The 21,689-nt window shown below is 43.4% G+C and carries 16 protein-coding genes; 12 read left to right on the top strand and 4 right to left on the bottom strand.

Annotated features, from left to right (window positions below):
* Positions 1–46: 46 nt before the first annotated feature.
* The 6 genes from B158_RS0108520 (at position 47) to B158_RS0108495 (ending at position 5,966) form a co-directional block, all read left to right on the top strand.
* Entirely contained in the window at positions 47–886 is an 840-nt protein-coding gene (locus B158_RS0108520) for a PhzF family phenazine biosynthesis protein (protein WP_018624949.1), read from the top strand.
* Positions 879–2,216: an ergothioneine biosynthesis protein EgtB gene (egtB, locus tag B158_RS0108515; RefSeq protein WP_018624948.1), complete on the top strand. Its 1,338-nt coding sequence runs from the start codon at positions 879–881 to the stop codon at positions 2,214–2,216. Before B158_RS0108520 ends, egtB begins: the two co-directional genes overlap by 8 nt.
* 20 nt (positions 2,217–2,236) lie before the next feature.
* The gene (gene egtD / locus B158_RS0108510) at positions 2,237–3,184 is read left to right on the top strand and encodes an L-histidine N(alpha)-methyltransferase (protein ID WP_018624947.1); all 948 of its coding nucleotides are present in this window, start codon (positions 2,237–2,239) and stop codon (positions 3,182–3,184) included.
* Between the two features lie 20 nt (positions 3,185–3,204).
* Positions 3,205–3,987, top strand: a complete 783-nt coding sequence (locus tag B158_RS0108505; protein WP_018624946.1) for a hypothetical protein — start codon at positions 3,205–3,207, stop codon at positions 3,985–3,987.
* A 69-nt stretch (positions 3,988–4,056) separates the two neighbouring features.
* Positions 4,057–4,491: a YqaA family protein gene (locus B158_RS0108500; RefSeq protein ID WP_018624945.1), complete on the top strand. Its 435-nt coding sequence runs from the start codon at positions 4,057–4,059 to the stop codon at positions 4,489–4,491.
* A 77-nt stretch (positions 4,492–4,568) separates the two neighbouring features.
* Positions 4,569–5,966, top strand: coding sequence for an amidohydrolase family protein (locus tag B158_RS0108495; protein WP_018624944.1), 1,398 nt, complete (start codon positions 4,569–4,571; stop codon positions 5,964–5,966).
* A 46-nt stretch (positions 5,967–6,012) separates the two neighbouring features.
* Here the strand turns inward: B158_RS0108495 and B158_RS0108490 are convergent, their stop codons facing one another.
* The 4 genes from B158_RS0108490 to B158_RS13020 all read right to left on the bottom strand — a co-directional run bounded on the left by B158_RS0108490 (position 6,013) and on the right by B158_RS13020 (position 12,681).
* Positions 6,013–6,636: a LysE family translocator gene (locus B158_RS0108490; RefSeq protein ID WP_026309323.1), complete on the bottom strand. Its 624-nt coding sequence runs from the start codon at positions 6,634–6,636 to the stop codon at positions 6,013–6,015.
* Positions 6,637–7,072: 436 nt separating this feature from the next.
* The gene (locus B158_RS0108485; RefSeq protein ID WP_018624942.1) at positions 7,073–10,180 is read right to left on the bottom strand and encodes an efflux RND transporter permease subunit; all 3,108 of its coding nucleotides are present in this window, start codon (positions 10,178–10,180) and stop codon (positions 7,073–7,075) included.
* Positions 10,181–10,193: 13 nt separating this feature from the next.
* A complete protein-coding gene (locus B158_RS0108480) occupies positions 10,194–11,432 on the bottom strand; it encodes an efflux RND transporter periplasmic adaptor subunit (RefSeq protein ID WP_018624941.1) in 1,239 nt (412 codons plus the stop codon).
* Between the two features lie 46 nt (positions 11,433–11,478).
* Positions 11,479–12,681, bottom strand: a complete 1,203-nt coding sequence (locus B158_RS13020; protein WP_228127092.1) for a TolC family protein — start codon at positions 12,679–12,681, stop codon at positions 11,479–11,481.
* A 1,341-nt stretch (positions 12,682–14,022) separates the two neighbouring features.
* Between B158_RS13020 and B158_RS13015 the strand changes: the two genes are divergently transcribed.
* From B158_RS13015 to B158_RS13235, 6 genes are all read left to right on the top strand, one after another.
* The gene (locus B158_RS13015) at positions 14,023–14,538 is read left to right on the top strand and encodes a DUF411 domain-containing protein (protein WP_018624938.1); all 516 of its coding nucleotides are present in this window, start codon (positions 14,023–14,025) and stop codon (positions 14,536–14,538) included.
* On the top strand, positions 14,535–15,878 hold the full coding sequence (locus B158_RS0108460) for a TolC family protein (protein WP_018624937.1): 1,344 nt from the start codon (positions 14,535–14,537) through the stop codon (positions 15,876–15,878). The genes B158_RS13015 and B158_RS0108460 overlap by 4 nt, the downstream gene beginning before the upstream one ends.
* 16 nt (positions 15,879–15,894) lie before the next feature.
* Positions 15,895–17,544, top strand: a complete 1,650-nt coding sequence (locus B158_RS0108455) for an efflux RND transporter periplasmic adaptor subunit (protein WP_018624936.1) — start codon at positions 15,895–15,897, stop codon at positions 17,542–17,544.
* Complete coding sequence (locus B158_RS0108450) at positions 17,541–20,669, top strand: efflux RND transporter permease subunit (RefSeq protein ID WP_018624935.1); 3,129 nt, start codon at positions 17,541–17,543, stop codon at positions 20,667–20,669. Before B158_RS0108455 ends, B158_RS0108450 begins: the two co-directional genes overlap by 4 nt.
* A gap of 282 nt (positions 20,670–20,951) precedes the next feature.
* Positions 20,952–21,362, top strand: a complete 411-nt coding sequence (locus B158_RS0108445; RefSeq protein ID WP_018624934.1) for a MerR family transcriptional regulator — start codon at positions 20,952–20,954, stop codon at positions 21,360–21,362.
* 2 nt (positions 21,363–21,364) lie between these two features.
* The gene (locus tag B158_RS13235; protein WP_018624933.1) at positions 21,365–21,685 is read left to right on the top strand and encodes a heavy-metal-associated domain-containing protein; all 321 of its coding nucleotides are present in this window, start codon (positions 21,365–21,367) and stop codon (positions 21,683–21,685) included.
* Positions 21,686–21,689 lie beyond the last annotated feature (4 nt).

Genomic DNA, 21,689 nt, shown 5'->3' with positions numbered 1-21,689 from the left:
ATCAAATCAAGTAGGCTAGAAGTTATATTCAAATTTGAGGGAGCTTATGGAAGGTTTCAATGGCCAATCCGTTTTTCATGTGTCAGTCTTTAGCGGTGATTATTTCGGCAAGCTCTATGCCGGTACTGAGGCTTTAATTTTTTTGCTGGATGAACCTATTTCCAGCGAAGAAATGCAGGGTATAGCAAAGCGCAAAGATATCTCGGCCACCTGTTTTGTTTGGCCTTCTGATAACAGCTCGTCTTATCACATTCGTTTCTATAATCCAGATACTGAAATTCAGCTTTGTGGCCACGGCTTATTGGCAGCGGCAAAAGTCCTTTATGAAAGCCGTTCTAAACAATCACAAATGCCTGTTTCATTTATCACTCAATCTTCACATATCCGTACTAGAATAGATAACAAACAACAAATCTGGATTGGATTTGAACCGGCACTAATTGAGCCAACATCAATTCCAAACTGGGTTGAAGATTGCTGTAACATTTTACCTGCTGAAGTATCTAAAGTGGGGCCATGTAATGGTTACTGGGTTTTTGAATGGCCCGAGACTTTTGATTTGAAGGATCTCGCTGTTAATTTTGATAAATTAACCTTTGCAACAGAGCGAGCTTTAATAGCAACAACGAAGTCCAAAACGAAAGGTTTCGACTACGATATGCGATATTTTGCTCCACAGCATGGTGTTAATGAGGATAAGGCTACTGGTTCTGCAAACAGGGTGCTGGGTAGTTATTGGAATAAGCGATTAAAACTGCATACACTGAAAGCACAGCAGCTATCAGATGTGGGTGCTGTGATTGATATTGAATGCGAATCGCAAGAGCTCTCTGGAGCGGCAGAAGCAACAGTTTGGATTTCTGGAAAGGTTATAATCGATGCTTGATCAGACAAAGCCTGTAGGACTAAGTGACAATCTTGAACAAGTCTTAGAAGACTTTGTTGATGTTCGTACTTTTTCTGAAAAGCTATGTGAACCACTAAAACCTGAAGACTATAATCTGCAAGCTATCGCTGAAACCAGCCCAGCCAAGTGGCATCTGGCTCATACAAGCTGGTTTTTTGAAACCTTTATCCTGAAAAAGTTTTTACCAGACTATACATGCTTTAACTCTCAATTCGAATACCTCTTCAATTCTTATTACAACGCTATTGGTGAGCAATATCCCAGACCCCAGAGGGGATTGCTATCAAAGCCTGATGTTAAAGTAGTATATCGGTATCGCCAATTTATCACCGAGCAAATCAAACAGTTGGTTAGCGACTTAGTAGAGGCTAATAGCAATAATCTTAATGATGTGTTGAGCTTGTTACGGTTAGGAATCAATCATGAGCAGCAACACCAGGAACTGCTGTTGACCGACATCAAATACAATTTATTTCAAAACCCTTTGCATCCTGCTTATCGGGACTCAGAAGATTCTTTGCCACAATACTCCCCCAAAGAACCTTCACTAGAATCAATTAAATGGATAACTTTTGATGAAAAGCTGGTGTCCATTGGAGTCAATCAAACCGATGCACCAATCAGCCAATCTGATTTTGTATACGACAATGAAACACCCAGGCACAAGTTCTACCGACATTCTTTTGAAGTCGCCAATCGACTAATAACTAATGGCGAGTATCTAGAGTTTATAGAGCACGGTGGTTATAGCGACCCTCAGTATTGGTTAAGCGATGGTTGGGATGCAGTTCGAAATCACCAATGGCAAGCTCCATTGTATTGGTTCAAAAAAGATGGAAACTGGTTTATTTATACCCTGAACGGTGTGCAACCGTTGCCGCTTAATCAACCTTTATCGCATGTCAGTTATTATGAAGCTGATGCTTTTGCTCGCTGGAGTGGGGCACGCTTATTAACGGAGCAGGAGTGGGAATCGATAGCTATCAGTAACACACCCGAAACTGCTATGAATAATTTTGTTGAGGATAATGTCCTTCATCCAGTACCCGCTGCGGACAATGAGCAGTTACAGCAGTTATTCGGTGATGTGTGGGAATGGACATCCAGCTCATACTCGGCTTATCCTGGCTTTAAGCCAGCCGCTGGTGCAGTTGGTGAATACAATGGTAAGTTTATGTGCAATCAATATGTGCTTCGAGGAGGTTCATGCGTTACCAGCAGAAGCCACATTCGTAAAACCTATCGCAATTTTTTCTATCCTGATGCGCGCTGGCAGTTCTCTGGCATCCGTTTAGCCCGTGATCATTAATATTAATTGAGCCTTATGACATGAATTCAAAAGCACAAGCAATAAGCCAAGAGCAACAAGACATTCTTGATGGCTTAACTAGTGAGCAAAAACACATCAACCCAAAGTATTTTTATGATCATAGAGGCTCTAAGTTGTTCGAACAAATTACTGAGCTTGAAGAATATTATCCCACGAGAACTGAGCTCACCATTTTACATGAGTATGCTCAAGATATTGCTCAATATATTCAAAAAGACTCACTGATTATTGAGCCAGGTGCTGGCAACTGTACAAAAATCGAATATCTTTTAGAAGCTCTTCATCCTAGTGTTTATGTACCTCAGGATGTCTCAGAGGAATTCCTGCAAAAGTCAGCAGCACGATTGTCTTCTCGATACCCATGGTTGCATGTTGAGCCGATAGCCAGTGACTTTTCCGAACCTATTGTCTTGCCCGACAAATATCAAAATATGCAAAAGCATGTATTCTATCCTGGCTCCACTATTGGAAATTTTGAGCCTGATGACGCAGTTCAGTTTCTAAAAAATATGCATATACTTGTGGGTGAGAATGGAGGAGTAATATTAGGAGTGGATTTGCACAAAGATAATGATATTTTGCACGCTGCTTATAATGACGAGGAGGGCATAACTGCTGAGTTCAACCTCAATACACTTAGGCATATCAACCAGATTCTTGGGTCTGAAATCGACATTACAAACTTTAAACATATTGCTCTTTATAATCCGCAACAACAACGCATTGAAATGTATTTAGAAAGCAGGGCTGAGCAGGAATGCTCGGTACTTGGTTATACTATCGCCTTTAAGCAAGGCGAGTTAATTCATACAGAACATTCTTATAAATATACGCTGGATGGTATTGCTCAACTTGCTGAAAAAGCCGGGTTTAGATTGCAAAAAAGCTGGTTGGATGATGACGATTTATTCAGTGTCAATTATTTGCAGCGTATTACCCACAATTAATTATTGCCAGGGGATAATAAATGTTAGGAAACTTTTGTAAAAGTCAGCCAGCTCAACGGCAACTATCTGATGCCGCTCAATTTATCATTCTATCCTGGTTATTCTTGCAATTGGTTTTTTTCTCAAGCCAAATTCTTGCTAAAGAAGGTGAAGAGCTGCATGGATTTTTAGATTTTAATGCTTACCCGTATTTATCAGATGTTGATTCTGATAGTGTCTTCACTTTAAACATTGCAGCGGATTTAGGTAATCAATTTTCTTATTTCAGCTTACTCAACTTTTACAATCAAGATAATACCGGTGAGCTGAATGATACTACGACATATTACAGCGAACAGAATTTAAGATGGAAGATAAGTGAGGACAGCCCACTTGATTTAACGTTTCAGTCTAACTTTAGAACTGGTGATAACAATGATAGACATCGTTTGGGATTGAGGTGGAGGCTGAGTGACACAAAGTTACTGAGCGAAGCCTTTGATTCGATACATCTAACCTATGCAGTTAATTTTCACCTGGTTCAATTCGATAACGATCCGAATCATGTATGGCAGATGGAGCATAGCTTCTTCTTAAGAGCACCAGAATTTTCAGACAGTCTTTACCTTGCCGGTTTTATCGATCATACGTTTAATGAAAGCTTACCCGTTGATATTCCAGATAATCCGGTTGTAATGGAAGCTCAGCTGGGTTATCGAATAACGGGCGGTCTCTACGCTGTAGCTGAGTGGCGATTGAATCAATATCGTAGAAGCGATGTGAATAACCTTGCCCTTGGAATTCAATACAAACATACCTGGTAATTAATACAGAAGTCCTAATAGCGGTGCTATGATTCTCTTTCGATATATGATGACTTAAGACTTTCATTGATGGATATATTCATCGAATATGGCTATTTAGGCCTTTTCATTTCAGCATTTCTGGCGGCGACTATCCTGCCTCTTAGCTCTGAATTGGTTTTAACCGCTCTAGTACTCAATGGTTTACCGCCATTAACGTTGGTCTTAATTGCGACCCTGGGGAATGTCCTTGGGTCGTTAACAAACTATGGCTTAGGTTACTGGGCAAGTAAAACCGTTATTCAGAGCTGGTTGCGAATGTCTGAGTATGAATTTGTGCGAGCTGAAGAACGGTTTAAGAAATATGGAATTATTGCGCTTCTTTTTGCCTGGGTGCCAATCATTGGAGACCCGCTCACCGTTATGGCCGGTATATTACGTATAAGATTATTGTGGTTCCTTTTACTTGTGACAACCGGTAAGTTCCTGCGCTATTACATTCTTGCTACTTTGATTATTCAGTAAATCAACAGCGGTCTCTTCTTGCGTCATTCACCCATTAAAGCTAAGGTATTTTTTCTGATAAATATTTGGGGGTAATAATGACAAGATCTCAATTCCTATCTACCTTTTTAACTCTCCTGCTATTACTGGTATCTCATCAAGCGGCTGCTGATAAATATGCTCTAAAGGGCGGTCGATTGATTGATGGTTATGGTGGTCCGCCATTGGCTAACAGCATTATTCTGGTTGAGGATGGTGTCATTAAAGCCGTTGGGCAGGTTGGGCAGCTTGATATACCAGAGGATTTTAAAATAGTTTCGACTGAAGGTATGGATGTATTGCCGGGCCTATGGGAAAGTCATGCGCACCTGATGCTGAATGGGCATGCGGATTATAGTCATTGGCAACCGACTTATCGTGAGCGTCAGGTCAGTGAAATCATGCCGGCAAGCGCAGTTCAATTATTACTTGCTGGCGTAACCAGTGCTCGAGATTTAGGCGCAAACCTTGAAGACTCAATTGAAATTAAAAGTCAGATAGAGAAGGGCGAGATAGCAGGTCCTAACCTATTCGTTTCAGGTCCATTTTTACAATACGAACTCTATCCGGGCTCCGAGCATTATCGCTGGGGCGTAAAAACAGTTCGTGAAGCCAAACAAAAAGTCAGACAGCTAGCAAAAGCTGGTGTCGACATGATTAAACTGGTCGATCAGGACCAAATGGATCTCGAAGTTGCACAAGCTATAGTCAATACCGCACACGAGAACAATCTAAAAGTCATAGGCCATTCGCATCGACCTGACGAGATCCGAGTGGGTTTGAAAATAGGTGTTGATAATTTCGAGCATACAGGATTAACCACAGCGCCAGAGTACCCAGAAGATGTCATGAAGCTGCTCAAAGAGCGTACGGCAACCGGGCGTGTAGCGGGAGGGCCTTTATTTTGGACTCCAACCGTAGAAGGGCTCTATCAATACCCTGAGCTAATTAAGAACCCAGAGCGTCTGGATAATACATGCTGGCATCGTGGCTTAAAGCCAGACACCATTAAAGACATCAAAGCATCATTAACCGACCCTGGTAAACTGGACTATATGCAGCTAACGCCACTTCGCCAACCCACTTTGAAAAAGAAAATTGCACAACTTAAAGAAGCCGGAGTGGTTTTCTTGATCGGTACTGATAGTGGCATTCCGACAAAATTCCATTGCCAAAGCACTTGGAATGAAATGGCGGTTTTGACAAATGATATGAATATTCCAGCGATGGACGTTATTCGCTCAGCAACATACTGGCCGGCAGTTATGATGGGAGTGCAGGATCGTCTGGGAAGCTTAACTCCTGGGAAGCAGGCAGACATTATTGCTGTTGAAGGCGATGTTTTGCGTTACATGAACATACTTTCAGACGTAGATTTTGTCATGAAAAATGGTGTTATCTATCGTCAGGATGGCCAGGTAATTGAAGAGAAACTAGCGCCCAAGCAGAGACAATAGCATTATAAAAAACTCCTACCCATGAAATGAGTAGGAGTTTACATATTTAACCGAATGCTAGCCAAATACCAACTGCTATCATTAGGGTTCCCGATAGTCGATTGATTATTCTTACATTATCACTACGCTGCAAGATACGTCTCAAAGTCTTTCCGCCTGTGGCATAGAGCATCAAAAAAGTAAATTCACTTAATAAGATAATGACTACAAGAGCGGCAAGTTGTGGTGGCATTGGCATATCGGGATTGATAAATGAAGGTAATAATGAAACGGTAAATGCCCAGCCCTTAGGGTTTGCGATCGCAGTAATAAAGCCTTGTGTGGCCAGCTGCTTTCCGGAAACTGTTTGGGGTTGGTTATTAGACAAATCAATAGCCATCTTGCCACGGGAGCGCCACATCTGGATTCCTAAATAAATAAGATAGGCGCCACCGCCATATTTAAGAACCAAAAATGCAGCAGGGTAGTTCAGCATGATAGTGGCTACACCTACCACAGCCAACACGGACACCAGTGCTACACCAATCAATTCACCCCACATCATATACATAGTTCGTCGAACACCGATACTCATGCCAAGTGTCAGGGCAAGTGTCATACACATACCAGGTGTGGCAGAAATCAATAGAAACGTAGGAATAAAGAGTAAAATTAAAGTGGTATCTAGCATGAGATATAAATTGATATATGAGAGTGGAGTGATAATAAGATGCGCAGTCTACCACAGAATATCTGCGTAGTCGCTTCTTTACACCTTGGTTTGTAAATTATCTCTTTAAAATTCAATATCTTATATAAATAATTTGTACATATACTATTGGAAATTATACGGCTTTATTAGTTTTTCTTTAATTAAACACATTTGTTTGTAATAAGTATAAATTACTTAATATTTTTTCAGGTTTTACTAATCAAAGTGTGTTAACCAAATTTGGTTGTATAGTGAGAATTATTTACTGGATAGTTTCGTGGCACGGTACAATTTCTTCACATTACCCAGTTTTAAATGGAGTGCCTAGAATAAAAGCTAAGTTTAACTTGAGAAAGTTAGACAGAGTCTAATAAAAGCAGGGACTTATCCTGCTTTTATTAGGTGTAGGTGGTCTTTATTTTTTACCGCGATGAACTAATTGGTACAAAATCGGTAACACTATCAGCGTCAGCAGAGTAGAGGAAATAATTCCTCCGATGACTACTGTTGCCAGAGGTCTCTGAACTTCTGCACCAGTGCCGGTATTGAGCGCCATTGGAATAAAGCCTAAGCTCGCCACCAACGCAGTCATTAGAACGGGGCGAAGACGAATCAATGCGCCATCAATCACCGCTTTGGTCAGATCTCCAGTTTGATGCCATAGATCGCGGATAAAAGCCACCATAACTAAGCCGTTCAATACTGCAACACCGGATAAAGCAATAAAGCCAACCCCAGCTGAAATTGATAGCGGCATGTCTCTAACCCATAAGGCTAACACACCGCCAGTTAAGGCCAGGGGCACCCCGGTAAAGATGATCAGTGAATCCTTTAGCGAACCAAAAGCCATCACCAGAAGGGCAATGATAATTAACAGGGTAATCGGTACCACAATCGTAAGACGCTGACTGGCAGATTCCATCTGCTCAAAGGTGCCCCCGTAATCCAGCCAATAACCACTGGGGATATTTACTTGCTGGTTTATCCGTTGTTTAACCTCTTCAACAAAACTGCCCAAATCCCTATCGCGCACGTTGGCAGTGACCACCACACGACGCTTACCGTTTTCACGGCTAATCTGTGCAGGCGCTGGCTTGAGTGCCAGTTCAGCTACTTCATTCAAAGGCACGAAGCCTCCATCAGGAAGAGGGACGGGCAGAAACGCCAGATTATCAATATCGGTGCGTATTGCTTCCGGCAAGCGAACCACCAGTTTAAACCGGCGATCTCCTTCATAGATTAAGCCTGCTTCTTCGCCACCAATACCAGCTGCAACCAGTTCCTGGAGGTCATTCAAATTTAATCCATAGCGTGCCAACATCATACGTTTAGGGATAATCGACAGCATGGGAAGGCCAGTGACCTGTTCTACACGGGCATCTGCGGAGCCTTCAATGCCTTTAAGTACTTTCAGGATATCATTGGCTGTTATGACCAGTTGATCCAGATCGTCGCCAAAAACTTTAATACCCAGATCGGCCCGTACACCTGAGATCAGTTCATTAAAACGCATCTGAATTGGCTGGGTAAATTCGTATTTATTACCAGGCAGTTGCGTGACAGCGGCTTCCATCTCCGCCACTAAATCAGCCTTTTCGCGATCAGGATCGGGCCACTCACTGCGGGGCTTTAGAATTACGAAGTTATCCGCCACACTGGGTGGCATGGGGTCGGTGGCTACTTCGGGTGTCCCAATTTTTGCATAAACTTTATCGACTTCAGGAAAATCTTTTAAGCGCTCTTCAAGAACCTCCTGCATATCAATGGACTGCTCAAGGCCAGTACCAGGAATGCGTAACGCATGGAGTGCAATATCACCTTCATCCAGTTGCGGAATAAATTCCGAACCCAAAGTCGTCAGTAACCAAACGCTGAAGACAATCAGTGCTGATGCGGCAGATACCACTAGCCAACGAAATCGAAGTGCCATCTCCAGAACCGGTCGATAGAAAGACTTACTGACTACAATAATACGGCTTTCCTTTTCACTGATTTTGCCGCCCATGAATAAAGCGACGGCAGCTGGCACAAAGGTCAGTGACAGAAACATAGCCGACAATAATGCCATAACTACGGTTGCAGCCATTGGGTGGAACATTTTTCCTTCCACACCAGTAAGGGTAAATATTGGGATGTAGACCACGGTGATTATCGCAACCCCGAACAAACTGGGTCGAATGACTTCACTGGTTGCCTGATAGACCAATTCCAGCCGCTCGCGAAGTTCAAGTCGTTTGCCAGTTTGTTGCTGGGATTCGGATAGACGTCGGATACAGTTTTCAACAATAATCACAGCGCCATCAACGATCAGACCAAAATCTAATGCACCAAGGCTCATCAGATTAGCTGAAACACCAGTGTGTACCATCCCCGTGATAGTGGCCAGCATTGACAAAGGTATCACTGCAGCTGTAATCAGCGCTGCACGAATGTTGCCAAGCAAAAGAAACAAGACCACAATCACCAACAACGCTCCTTCGAGCAGGTTTTTCTGTACAGTGGCAATGGTTTTGTCCACCAAAGAAGTGCGGTTATACACCGCTTCTACCTCTATCCCCTTTGGCAGAGAAAGCTTAATTTCCTCAAGCTTTTGCGCCAGCTCCTGAGCTACGACCTGGGGATTTTCACCAATCAGCATCATCGCTGTTCCCATGACCGTTTCGTGCCCATCACGGGTCGCAGCACCAGTCCGCAATTCCTTGCCTATTGCTACTTCTGCAACATCCTTGATGGTTACTGGCACATTGCCAAAGCGACCAACGACGACACTCTCAATCTCCGAAATAGTGGCAAGCTGACCGGGTGAACGAACCAGTAACTGCTGGCCATTCTTTTCGATATAACCTGCACCACGATTGTTGTTATTACTGCGCAGAGCGCTAGCCACATCCTCCATGGTAACACCCATCTGCAACAATCGTTGTGGATCGGGACGTACGTGATATTGCTTATCAAAGCCGCCAATAGTATTGATTTCTACCACTCCGGGAACCTGTGCCAACTGTGGCTTTATGATCCAGTCCTGTACCTCGCGCAGTGCCATGGCATCCCAGGGCTTTCCATTTTCCTGTGTAGCTTCTGGAGCCGCTTCGACGGTGTAGACGAAGATCTCACCCAGACCTGTAGCGATAGGCCCCATTTCAGGCTCCAGCCCAGCAGGAAGCACGCTTTTTATCGCAGACAAGCGCTCATCTATAAGGTTACGGGCATGATAAATGTCCGTTCCTTCCTTGAACACTACGGTAACTTGTGACAATCCGTAGCGTGATAGTGAACGGGTATAATCAAGTTCCGGCAAGCCGTAGAGTGCTGTTTCTACAGGAAAAGTTATTCGCTGCTCAGCTTCCAGAGGTGAATACCCCGGTGCTTCCGTGTTGATCTGCACCTGCACATTCGTGATATCTGGCACGGCATCAATTGGCAGCTTTTGGTAACTCCAGATCCCAATACCAATTACTGCCAGCATCAAGATCATAATCAGGAAGCGTCTCTCTATAGAGAGGCGCAAAATTGCATTAATCATGTTGGCCTCCCGCTTAGTGATCGTGTGAAGCGCCGGATTTTTCGATATCGGCTTTGATCAAATAACTGTTTTCCACCACATAGTTATCGCCAGGGTTTAGACCGATCAGAATCTCTGTATAGCGTCCATCACTAAGCCCTAGTTTCAGAGGACGAATCTCATAGGTATCACCAACTTTGATAAATACTACCGTCCAGTTGCGAAAACTCTGCAAGCCTCGGTTGTCTACGGCAAGGGGTACTTCAATTTTTTCGACATCAATCTGACCTTGAACTAAATCACCAGGCGCCATTTCACCATCCTCATTATTTAAAACTGCTCGAGCGATGACATACGGTGATCCTGAGGAGGTAGTAGTGATGTGAGTAAGTTTGCTCTCGTCAGTGTGATTATTATGGATGATATGGACAATTTGCCCGGCTTGAACCTCTGAGCGTTGGCCTGGAAAGATTTTGAATTCGGCCCATAGCTTTTTGTTACTAACCAATGTTAAGAGCGGGGCATTAGTAACAGTTTCACCTACATTGACGGAGCGCTCCTGAATGATGCCAGCGATTGGGGCGCGCAATTCATAACGTTGCAGGCTTTCGTTTGACTCAATAATTGCCAGAACATCCCCTTTATTGACTTGGTCACCGATGTTGACATGAACCGCAGTCACCACGCCTGGGAATCGTGCACGAATGTGCGCTTTCTGATCGGGAGGCGTAACCAAACGGCCATAAACTGGTAAATGACGCTCAATGCTAGCGGGACCGGCAGGCTGTGTAGTAATTCCTACTTTTTTAGCCATGTCTTCCTTAATTTGGATTCGTCCTTCATAGGATTGCCACTGCCATTGGTAATTACTGCCATCCAGACGCAAGTCCACTGACACATCGAATGAGTGTGGCTCAGTTACAACGCCATCACCAAGCCAATAGTCGTTGTTTTGGTTGAAGTTAAATATATCTTGCTGACCACCTAGACGTGTTAAAGTTACCGTCAGTTTTGCGTCTTTAACAGGTTTTCCATCTTGTGTAATCCACGCACGGTATTCGGGTGGAACACCACGTTCGAAAATCGCCAGTTCTAAGGTAACATTGCCGTCACTTAGTATCTTCCCGCCATTCGGGCCTTTAGCTTGTTGGAGACTTTTATTAGTTTCGGCGCTCTGTGCAAAGGCGTTTGTCACGTTATGGGCTAAGACCATCAATGGAATCAGCAAAAGCAGCGACCAACGTTTAAGAAATTGTGTCTTTTGTAGGTTCATTTTTAATGTCCTGAATTCTGTTTGTAACTTATGCGCTAACATAGCTTTAGAGTTCGACTGCAGGTTGAGTCAGTGGCTGTGCAATTAATTGCTCAATGGTCACTCCAAACAACAACACAGCAACAGCTTCATCAATCAGTTTTCTCTTGGCAGCAATCAATTCCTGTCTAGCCAAAACATACTCAAAATAGCTATATCTACCGCGCTTATATGCCTCTTCAGAATCACTTAGCGCAGACAAAAGGGCAGGGATAATATCCTGCTCAAGACGTTGAGTAGTCTTTATCGATTGCTCTCTATATTGATAGGTTTTCGCTAGTTGAGTCTGTAGGCGAAGCAGGGCAGTTCTCTTGCTAACAAAGGTTTGTTCTTTTGCTGCTTGAGCGCGTTGATAAGCGCCTTGATTTCGCGACTCGGTAAACAGCTCCATGCTGAACCCTGCTTTTAACCCTATGTCGCCACTGGCCTCGTTACGAACAACGCCAACAGACCAGTTCAGGTCACTTTGATTGTTTGATCTGACCAGATCTAACTCAGCATCCCTGATACGTTCAAGTGCAGCATATTGCCGGATTGATGGGTTATTCTGTATTTCAGTAAGTAACTGTTCGAGGCTTCGACTCTTTCCAAATTGATAAAGATTTCCTTGAACGGCAAAGGAGGACACATCCAACTCTCCCCACATAGAAGCGAGATTTACTTGCGCTGCGCGATAATTAGATTGCTCTTTATTGAGTGTTAGTTCTGCCTGAGCAAGAGAAGCCTCAGCTCTACTCGCTTCAGCCGTCATACTGGCACCAAGCTTCACCCTCCGCTTAACAATTGTAATAGCTTTTTGTGCTATCTGTACTGACTCTTCGGCAAGTTTTATTCGCTCTTGAGCTGCTAGAACCTCAAGATATCGTTTAGTCGTTTCAGACAGCAATTCCAATGTCTTAAGTCGTTTTTGTGTACCCAGATAGTCATTATTTGCTGTCACGACTTGTTGGCGGGCATCCAACTTTCCACCCAGCTCAATTGCTGAAGAAAGTGAAACGGTCAATTCTGAATTGTCTAATCCGCTATACTCTCCATTACCAGAAAAATTTTCAAGTTCAACACCAAGCTGGTAGCTGGGTTTAACTGATGCCGTAGTCATAGCACCTTCAAGCTCCTTAAACTGGTACTGAAATAGCTCCAGTTCAGGGTTGCTGTCTAAAGTCATTTTTAATGCTTGTTGTAAATTTAGTGTTAGCTTTGCCACAGACATATTTTCCATAGCAATCGACTGTTGTGGCGCATGTAATGTGACAACTCCGAAAAAAAACAAAATCATTAACCGCAAAGCGGCAGGACGTACGTGCTCATAGAACATATAAATTATTCTCCAAACCAATAAACAAAGGGGCTTTTATCAAAATCTGTTAATTAATGTGATTTTAATGATGCGTCTATTGTCTGGGAGGACGTTCCAAAGAAGTGATTACACCCACTTCACCTGAGAGGTTGAAGCTGTTTGGTTTAATATTTATGGAGTAAAAGGAGAGAGTGAATTCCTTGAGGAAATACATATAGATATGACATGTATGGCAATGATAACAACTAACACATCCGGAACAGTCGTCACTCAATAGCTCTTGTTCAAAATGAAAAGTGTCCTTATCAACATCAAGTTCTGTCGTACATTCCAAAGAATTAATTGCTAAAGAGCAGGTGTAGCCTTCCGCATATTGGCCATATAACTGAAAGGCATCAGCCAAAGGAGCGACTGCCTGTATTAGCAAGAGCAAAACAAAACTGTGTGCGAGTCGACGTGCTAGCAAAGTATCGGCCAGTCATTAAAAGAAATCAGATGGTATAGATATTCGAACTTAAATACAAGATAGTTAAATACTAAGATCTTGTTTATTTCAAATTATTACAACATTGTAATCTTGGCGTCATAATGCTGTCAGCGGAGTTGTTCGATAATTGGTGTGAAATAGTTTATTTGATCAGAAATTACGAGCAAATTAATTTTAAACATCAGATCTATTGATAAAGATAAGCAGTCACATCTTTAGATTTGTAACTAGATAATATTTACCAAAAAGGTTTCATCATCACTGCATGCGAAAAGTTTGTTTAAAATATTACATTACAATTATCGCTTTACTGGCCTTTACTTTCCAGTTTTTTGGCGTTGATGGATTGTCATGCAAAGAAATGAAGCCTAAAGATATTACTGTTGTTCAAGGAACTGTAAACTTAGGCTTGGTTACTCGGCAACATCATGTAGATCGCACAACGTCCATAGGTATCGCAAAGGTAGATTCCCACATCTGCTGCAGCCAGGTTGAATGCACTCAGATGGACTGTAACTATACTAAGGTTGCAGTTCTGAGCACTGTTAAGACTTTCCTCGCAAAGTTGTCTTACATGCCCAACTTAGAAAATACAATTTCCTTTCAAACCCAAGAGAGGACTTCACTGTTTCGCCCCCCCATCTCCCAGTGATATAGGGTTACTACGCCTAAAATACGGGTTTGTAACCATTTTACTACTCAAATATTAAATGTACTGCGGAACAGCTATTAAAAGCTCTCATCGCGCTAATTAACCGGGAGTTACTATGAAATTCGTATCGAATTATCTGTCTCATACTGTAATGTTTTTTTCTTTGTTATTTCTAGTCGCTTGTTCACAGGGTGAACAAGAGCCAGAAAAAACCTCATCTATTGCCTTGCTTAATGTTTACAAAAGTCAGTCTTGCAAATGCTGTCAAAAGTGGATTCGCCACATTGAAGACGCCGGCTTTGCCACTAAGATTTATCATCCAACCGATTTATATAGCATTAAAAGCGATTATAAAATTCAGCCCAAATACCGCTCTTGCCATACAGCAGTTACAAGCGATGGCTATGTATTCGAAGGCCATATACCTGGTCGTTTTATACAGCAGTTTCTGCAAAATCCACCAGAGGATGCAATCGGTCTAAGTGTTCCGGGAATGCCGGTGGGCAGTCCTGGAATGGAAGTGGGGCAGAAGTTTATGCCTTATAAAGTATTGCTACTAAAAAAGGATGGTTCAGCTGAAATATTTACTTCAATAATTAGTCAAGAACAGCAAAAGGTAAAATCACAATGAAGATTCAATTGCTATTTCCAATAGTTTTGCTGGTAGGAGTAAATTCTCAAGCTTATACCTTGGAAGAATTTATAAACACGCAGCGTATGCATACTCAAAACAATTTAACCTTAGAATCCGCGGTTGTTTTGGCAATTACTTCCGATCCCTGGCTGAATGCTAGTCGTTACCGTGAGGATGCATTGACCAGTGAATCAATTTCTGCTTTATCGCTACCTGATCCTAAGGTTAGTCTAATGGCAGCTAATCTACCAACCGACGGTTTTGACATTAATCAAGAGCCGATGACCCAGCTAAGCATTGGTGTTAGCCAGAAGTTTCCTCGTGGCCAAACTCTCGAGTTAGGAAGCCGCAAAAAAATAGAACTCGCTAAGCAAGAACCTCTTTTACGTCAAGATCGTGCTGCTAGAGTTCGAGTCATCGTTACACGGTTATGGCTAGAAGTCTTTAAAGCACAGGAGAGCATACGACTAATAGAGCAAGATCTTGCTTTGTTTGAACAACTATTGGATGCAACAAAAGCCAGTTATTCCTCAGTGGTTGGGCGTGCAAGACAACAAGATTTAGTCCGTGCTCAATTGGAGTTGACCCGGATAGATGATCGCCTAACTGTGTTGCAACAAGAGAAGGATGCCAATTTGCAGCGGCTAACTGAGTGGGTTGGCTTCCTCCCGAACCCTATACTTCCCAATAATCTCCCAGAAGTCAGTACCCTCAATCCTATTATAGGCAATGAAGCTAATATGGCACTGGAGGTATTGTACGAAAAGATACATCAACACCCATCTTTAAAGGCGGTGGATCAGCGAATTAATTCTATGGAAATAGAAGTTGAATTAGCACGTCAGAAATATAAACCTGAATGGGGACTAAATGCCCAGTATGGTAATCGGGCAGAAGATTCCTTTGGACGTGAGCGGGCAGACATGTTTTCAGTTGGTATCAGCTTCGATCTGCCAATCTTTACTGACAATTTACAGGATAAGGAAGTCAGTGCGGCTGTATCAAGAGCCGAAGCCATTCGAACCGAAAGACAACTTTTAGTGCGTAAATTAATAGCTGAACTGGATACTGCGATTAGTCAGCTAAACCGTTTGAACGAACGTCAAAAGTTGTATGTCCAGGAACTTTTACCACAAATGGCAGAGCAAGCAGAGGCTTCCCTTACAGCTTATAACAATGACGATGGAGATTTTGCCGAAGCCGTTCGCGCACGTATTGCTGAACTGAACGCGAAAATTGAAGCGCTAGAGATCTCAGTAGAGCGATTTTATGTGATTACTCAAATTAATTACCTACTGGTGGGTAAGGCTGATACAAACGCCCAGTCGGTTAAATAAATTTTCAGGAGCAAATATGAACCTATTAACGAAAACAATAACCGGTGTTTTGATCGGTGCTTTTTTGGGAGCTATGGGAGTCTGGTTATTATCTAACACTACTACCGACTCCAATGAGGAAAAACCTTTGTATTGGGTTGCGCCTATGGATCCTAACTATAAACGTGATAAACCCGGTAAATCGCCTATGGGGATGGACTTGATTCCTGTATATGAGGAGAAAGGTAACGGTAAGTCACAAGGTACAATCAGTATAAATCCCGATGTAGTTAACAACTTGGGCGTACGTACAGTTGAAGTTAAGAGTGGTGATATGAACAACACTGTACAAACTGTAGGATACGTCCAGTATGACGAAGACCGTTTGTTACATATCCACCCCAGGGTCGAAGGCTGGATCGACAAACTCTATGTTAAAGCAGCGGGCGAACCGGTCATTAAAGGTCAGCCAATATATGAACTCTATGCTCCAACATTAGTCAACGCTCAGGAAGAGCTGCTCTTGGCTCTTAGACGCAAAGATCCAATCCTTATAAGAGCTGCAAACGAGCGACTGGCCGCTCTACAAGTTCCCCAATCAGAAATTGGTCGTGTAAGAAAAACTGGTCAAGTCAGTCAGACCATTCAAGTGAGTGCACCACAAGCAGGAGTCGTAGATAAGTTAATGGTTAGGGAAGGAATGTTTGTCAAACCGGGTGAGAGCATAATGGCAATCGCTCAATTAGATCACATCTGGGTAATTGGCGAAGTCTTTGAAAGAGAGGCTTCCTTTGTAAGTGTTGGGGATGTTGTTCGTATGCATCTTAATTATTTGCCTGGTCGTGAATGGCTGGGAAGGGTCGATTATATTTACCCATCACTCAATAACGTCACTCGTACAGCCCAAGTTAGAGTACATTTCAATAATCCCGATTCTTATCTCAAGCCGGGTATGTTCGCTCAGATGCGGATTGAGGCAAAGCCGATGTCAAATGTCTTATTAATCCCACGGGAAGCTCTGATTCGTACTGGGAACCAGTCCCGGGTTGTACTGGCAATGGAAGGAGGGCATTTTAAGTCGGTAGCTGTTAAGGTAGGACATATCAACAACGAACAGGCGGAAATCATTTCGGGTCTCGAAGCTGGTGATCGCATTGTAACTTCTGCACATTTCCTAATTGATTCTGAGTCGAGCAAGACTTCAGATTTCCAACGGATGAACCATGAATCTGGCAATGCTGGCGCAACCCCTCAGCCGCAATCGGTATGGGTAGCGGCTCGCATTGAAAGCATTATGGACAACCACCGCATGCTTGTGCTTGAACATGATCCCGTAGATGCCTGGCAATGGCCTGCTATGACTATGGATTTTTCTGTCGCCGCCAATGTAGATTTAATGGGGCTCAAACCTGATATGAGACTGCATGTGGAAATCACTAAGCAAATTGATAACGAATATATTGTTAGTCAAATTCATCGACCTGATGCTACGAATAAAATGAAAATGGATAAAGCGGAGGATCAAGAAGTTCATAGTAGTGGTCATAGTGATATTGAAATGGACCACAGCCAACATCAGTCTTCGCAGAATGAATATTTGGAAAAGAGTCACGGTCAACACAAAGCGAAAAATCATGAGGGAATGGATATGGATCATGTTCAAGAAAACATGGAGGTTCAGCCATGATTGAAGGTATAATTCGCTGGTCTGTCAAAAACCGCTTTTTCGTGTTACTTGCCACGCTAATCCTAGCTGGGATTGGTGGTTGGTCACTTAAGAACACACCAGTAGACGCGATCCCTGATCTATCAGACGTTCAGGTGATAATTAAAACGAACTATCCTGGGCAAGCACCTCAAGTAGTCGAGGACCAGGTCACTTACCCCTTAACTACTGCTATGTTGTCGGTACCGGGTGCGGTAACTGTTCGCGGATATTCATTTTTTGGGGACTCATATGTCTATGTTATTTTTGACGAGGACACAGACGCTTATTGGGCTCGCTCCCGAGTACTAGAATATCTATCTCAAGTAGCTCCAACCTTGCCGAGTAATGCCCAGCCGCAACTCGGTCCTGATGCCACTGGGGTTGGTTGGGTTTATCTATATGCTCTGGTGGATCGAACCGGAAAGCACGACATTAGTCAGTTGCGTAGTTTGCAAGATTGGTTTCTAAAATACGAACTACAAACAGTACCTGGAGTATCGGAAGTCTCTGCCCTCGGTGGTATGGTTAAGCAATACCAAGTAAAGGTGCATCCGGATAAATTACGAGCTTTCAATATTCCACTTTCTCATATTCAAATGGCGATCCAAAGGGGGAACCAGGAAGTAGGTGCATCAGTGGTAGAAATGGCTGAAGCTGAGTACATGGTTCGCGCTTCCGGCTACATCCAAGGGAAGGAAGATCTTGCCAATATACCTCTTGGTTTAAATGTCAATGGCACGCCTTTGTTACTCAAAGATGTTGCTGATATTACAGTTGGACCACAAATGCGTCGTGGAATCGCAGAACTCAACGGTGAAGGTGAAGTCGTCGGTGGCATAGTAGTAATGCGCTTTGGCGAGAATGCACAAAAAACCATTGATGGTGTCAAAGCCAAACTTGACACCCTTAAAAATGGGCTACCGGAGGGTGTTGAGCTTGTGACTGTCTATGATCGATCTGGCCTGATCGAACGTGCAGTTGAAAACCTTTGGTACAAGTTATTAGAAGAGTTCATTGTTGTGGCCTTAGTGTGTATAGCTTTCCTATTTCATGTCCGCTCTAGTCTTGTAGCAATTGTCAGCCTGCCGGTTGGTATTTTGGCAGCCTTTATCGTCATGCATGCTCAAGGACTCAATGCCAACATCATGTCACTGGGAGGGATTGCTATTGCAATTGGTGCGATGATAGACGGTGCCATCGTAATGATCGAAAACATGCATAAGCACATGGAGCGAACTCCGTTAACGAAAGAGAATCGCTGGCAAGTTGTCGCAGAATCCGCAGCAGAAGTAGGTCCAGCCCTTTTTTTCAGTTTGTTGATTATAACTGTAAGCTTTGTACCAGTATTTACACTGGAAGCTCAAGAAGGCCGCATGTTTTCGCCACTAGCTTTCACCAAAACTTATGCGATGGCAGCCAGCGCCGCATTGGCGGTAACTCTGGTTCCGGTACTTATGGGATATTTCATCCGCGGTAAGGTTTTGCCCGAACATAAAAATCCACTAAACCGAGCACTCATCGCCGTGTATATGCCAGCATTAAGGACTGTACTTCATTACCCAAGATCAACTCTTGCATTGGCCTTCATTATCACTGTGGTAGGGCTGTGGCCAGTGAATAAGATTGGTAGTGAATTTATTCCACCTCTGGATGAAGGTGATCTAATGTACATGCCAACTACTTATCCAGGTTTATCCATCGGCAAAGCGCGAGAAATTTTGCAACAGACTGACAAGCTAATTGCAACTGTGCCTGAGGTTAAAAGTGTTTTCGGTAAGATCGGGAGGGCAGAAACAGCCACCGACCCAGCCCCCTTAACCATGATTGAAACTTTTATCCAATTAAAGCCAAGAAAAGAATGGCGAGAAGGGATGACCACAGTCAAGCTTAAAAAAGAGTTGGATGCTCTAGTTAAAATTCCAGGGCTGACAAATGCTTGGGTTATGCCAATTAAAACTCGTATCGATATGCTGGCTACCGGCATCAAAACACCGGTGGGTATTAAAGTGGCTGGCCCAGATCTCAAAGAAATAGAAAAAATTGGTAGGCGGTTGGAACAGGTTTTAAAAGATGTACTAGGAACTGCCTCTGTATATTCTGAGCGAGTGGCAGGTGGCCGCTATATTAAAGTGGATATTCAGCGTGATAAAGCCGCTCGTTATGGTTTAAATATCGCAGATGTCCAGCAAATTGTAGCTACGGCTATTGGAGGGATGAATGTCACTCAAACTATCGAGGGGCTTGAGCGCTATCCTGTCAATCTTCGTTACCCACAGGATCTTCGCAGTTCCCCGGAACAGCTTGCCTTACTGCCGATTGTAACTGAGAGTGGTCAGCAAATTGCGTTGGCTGATGTGGCGAATGTTTACATTGAAGACGGGCCTCCTGCCATCAAAAGTGAAAATGCGCGGCTTAACGGCTGGACCTTTGTTGATATTGATGGGGTTGATATTGGTAGTTATGTCAAAAATGCAATGGAGGTTGTGGAGGAGCAGGTTGATCTACCAGCAGGTTATTCACTAAATTGGTCTGGACAATATGAGTATATGCTGCGCGCAAAGGCAAAACTGACTTATGTGGTGCCTCTGACACTGGCTATCATTATTATATTGCTCTATTTTAACTTTAGAAGTTTTGCAGAAGTAGCCATCATCATGGGCACTTTGCCCCTTGCCATGGTGGGTTCAATCTGGTTAATGTACTTGCTTGGTTATAACTTCTCTGTAGCGGTAGGCGTGGGTTTTATCGCCCTTGCTGGTGTTGCCGTAGAAATCAGCGTCATCATGCTGGTTTATTTAAATCAGGCCTATCGGCATATGGTGGACGAGTGCAAGCGGCAAGGTGTTGAACCTCGACTGGAAACTCTGCGTCAGGCTGTTTTACAAGGTTCAGGCTTAAGAGTACGTCCAGTTATGATGACAGCAGCTGCTATTATCGTGGGGTTATTACCGATTATGTATGGAACAGGCACCGGTTCAGAAGTCATGAGCCGAATTGCGGCACCCATGGTAGGAGGAATGTTGAGCGCAGTCATTCTTACACTGTTAGTTCTACCAGTTGTTTACCTTCTTTGGAGAAATCCAAAAGAAAAACAGTCCAAGTGACTTGAGTTTTACCTGATCAAGATCAATCCATAGACCCCATCATTACAAATCTGTAATGATGGGGTCATCTACCTGTCACCTCTACTCCGTTAGCATAATTATTAACATATGACATTACTCTGTATTTGGTATTGCTTGACCTGTGTCTTGGACAGAGGTGTATAACCTCCTATAGCACGCGGTTATATAGTTCTCAGGTTTAAGGCCGCTGATTGACTCAGATCAAGATCCTGGTTCCGGCGGAAGCTTAGAAAGACATGACTGGATCAAAAGGAGGGTGGCATGAAAGTCATCGAGGTTGCCAAACTATTGGGGGTTACTGCAGACACAGTACGGTTTTATACCCGAATCAAAATTCTGAATCCCACCAAAAGCAAGGCCAATGGTTATCGGGAATTCAGCGACAAAGATGTTAAGCGATTGCGCTTTGTGTTGAGCGCACGGAAGTTGGGATTTTCGGTCGAAGATATTCAAGAAATTCTCAGTCATGCGGACAAGAAAAAAACACCTTGCCCGACAGTGCGTCGCCTGATTGATCAGCGCCTGCATGAAACCGAAGAGAGGCTTGCTGAAACTTTGAAACTAAAGGAGCGGATGCAACGCGCTGTGTTGGAGTGGAATCAGAAGCCTGACAAGGAACCTACGGGTCATATGCTTTGCCATTTAATTGAAGAATTCTCTGTGGAGGAGTGAATATGAATACACACCAAACGTTGAACGGAAGTCAGCAACAACTTAATTGTTGCTGCGCAGGCAAGTCATCTGTTTCATCTACGGTCCCTGATGCCAACAATGTCCGAGAACCATCACAACCCCTTCATAGGTTGCAGGTTCAGGGTGCCACCTGTGGGGGTTGCGTGAAAAGTATCGAGCAGACTTTGAAATCCGTTTCCGGGGTTAGTGAGGCATCCATGGACCTGACAACAGGTATTGCTTCAGTCGTTGGCATAGTTGAGGCAGATCAGCTTGTTGAAGCATTGCAACGTGGGGGCTTTCCCGCAGTAGTCATCTTTTAACTGT

The organism is Kangiella aquimarina DSM 16071 (assembly GCF_000374105.1).
In the GTDB taxonomy this organism is placed as follows: Bacteria; Pseudomonadota; Gammaproteobacteria; order Enterobacterales; family Kangiellaceae; genus Kangiella; species Kangiella aquimarina.
Note: the sequence above shows the minus strand (reverse complement) of the source record. Positions and strands in the feature narration are given on the sequence as shown.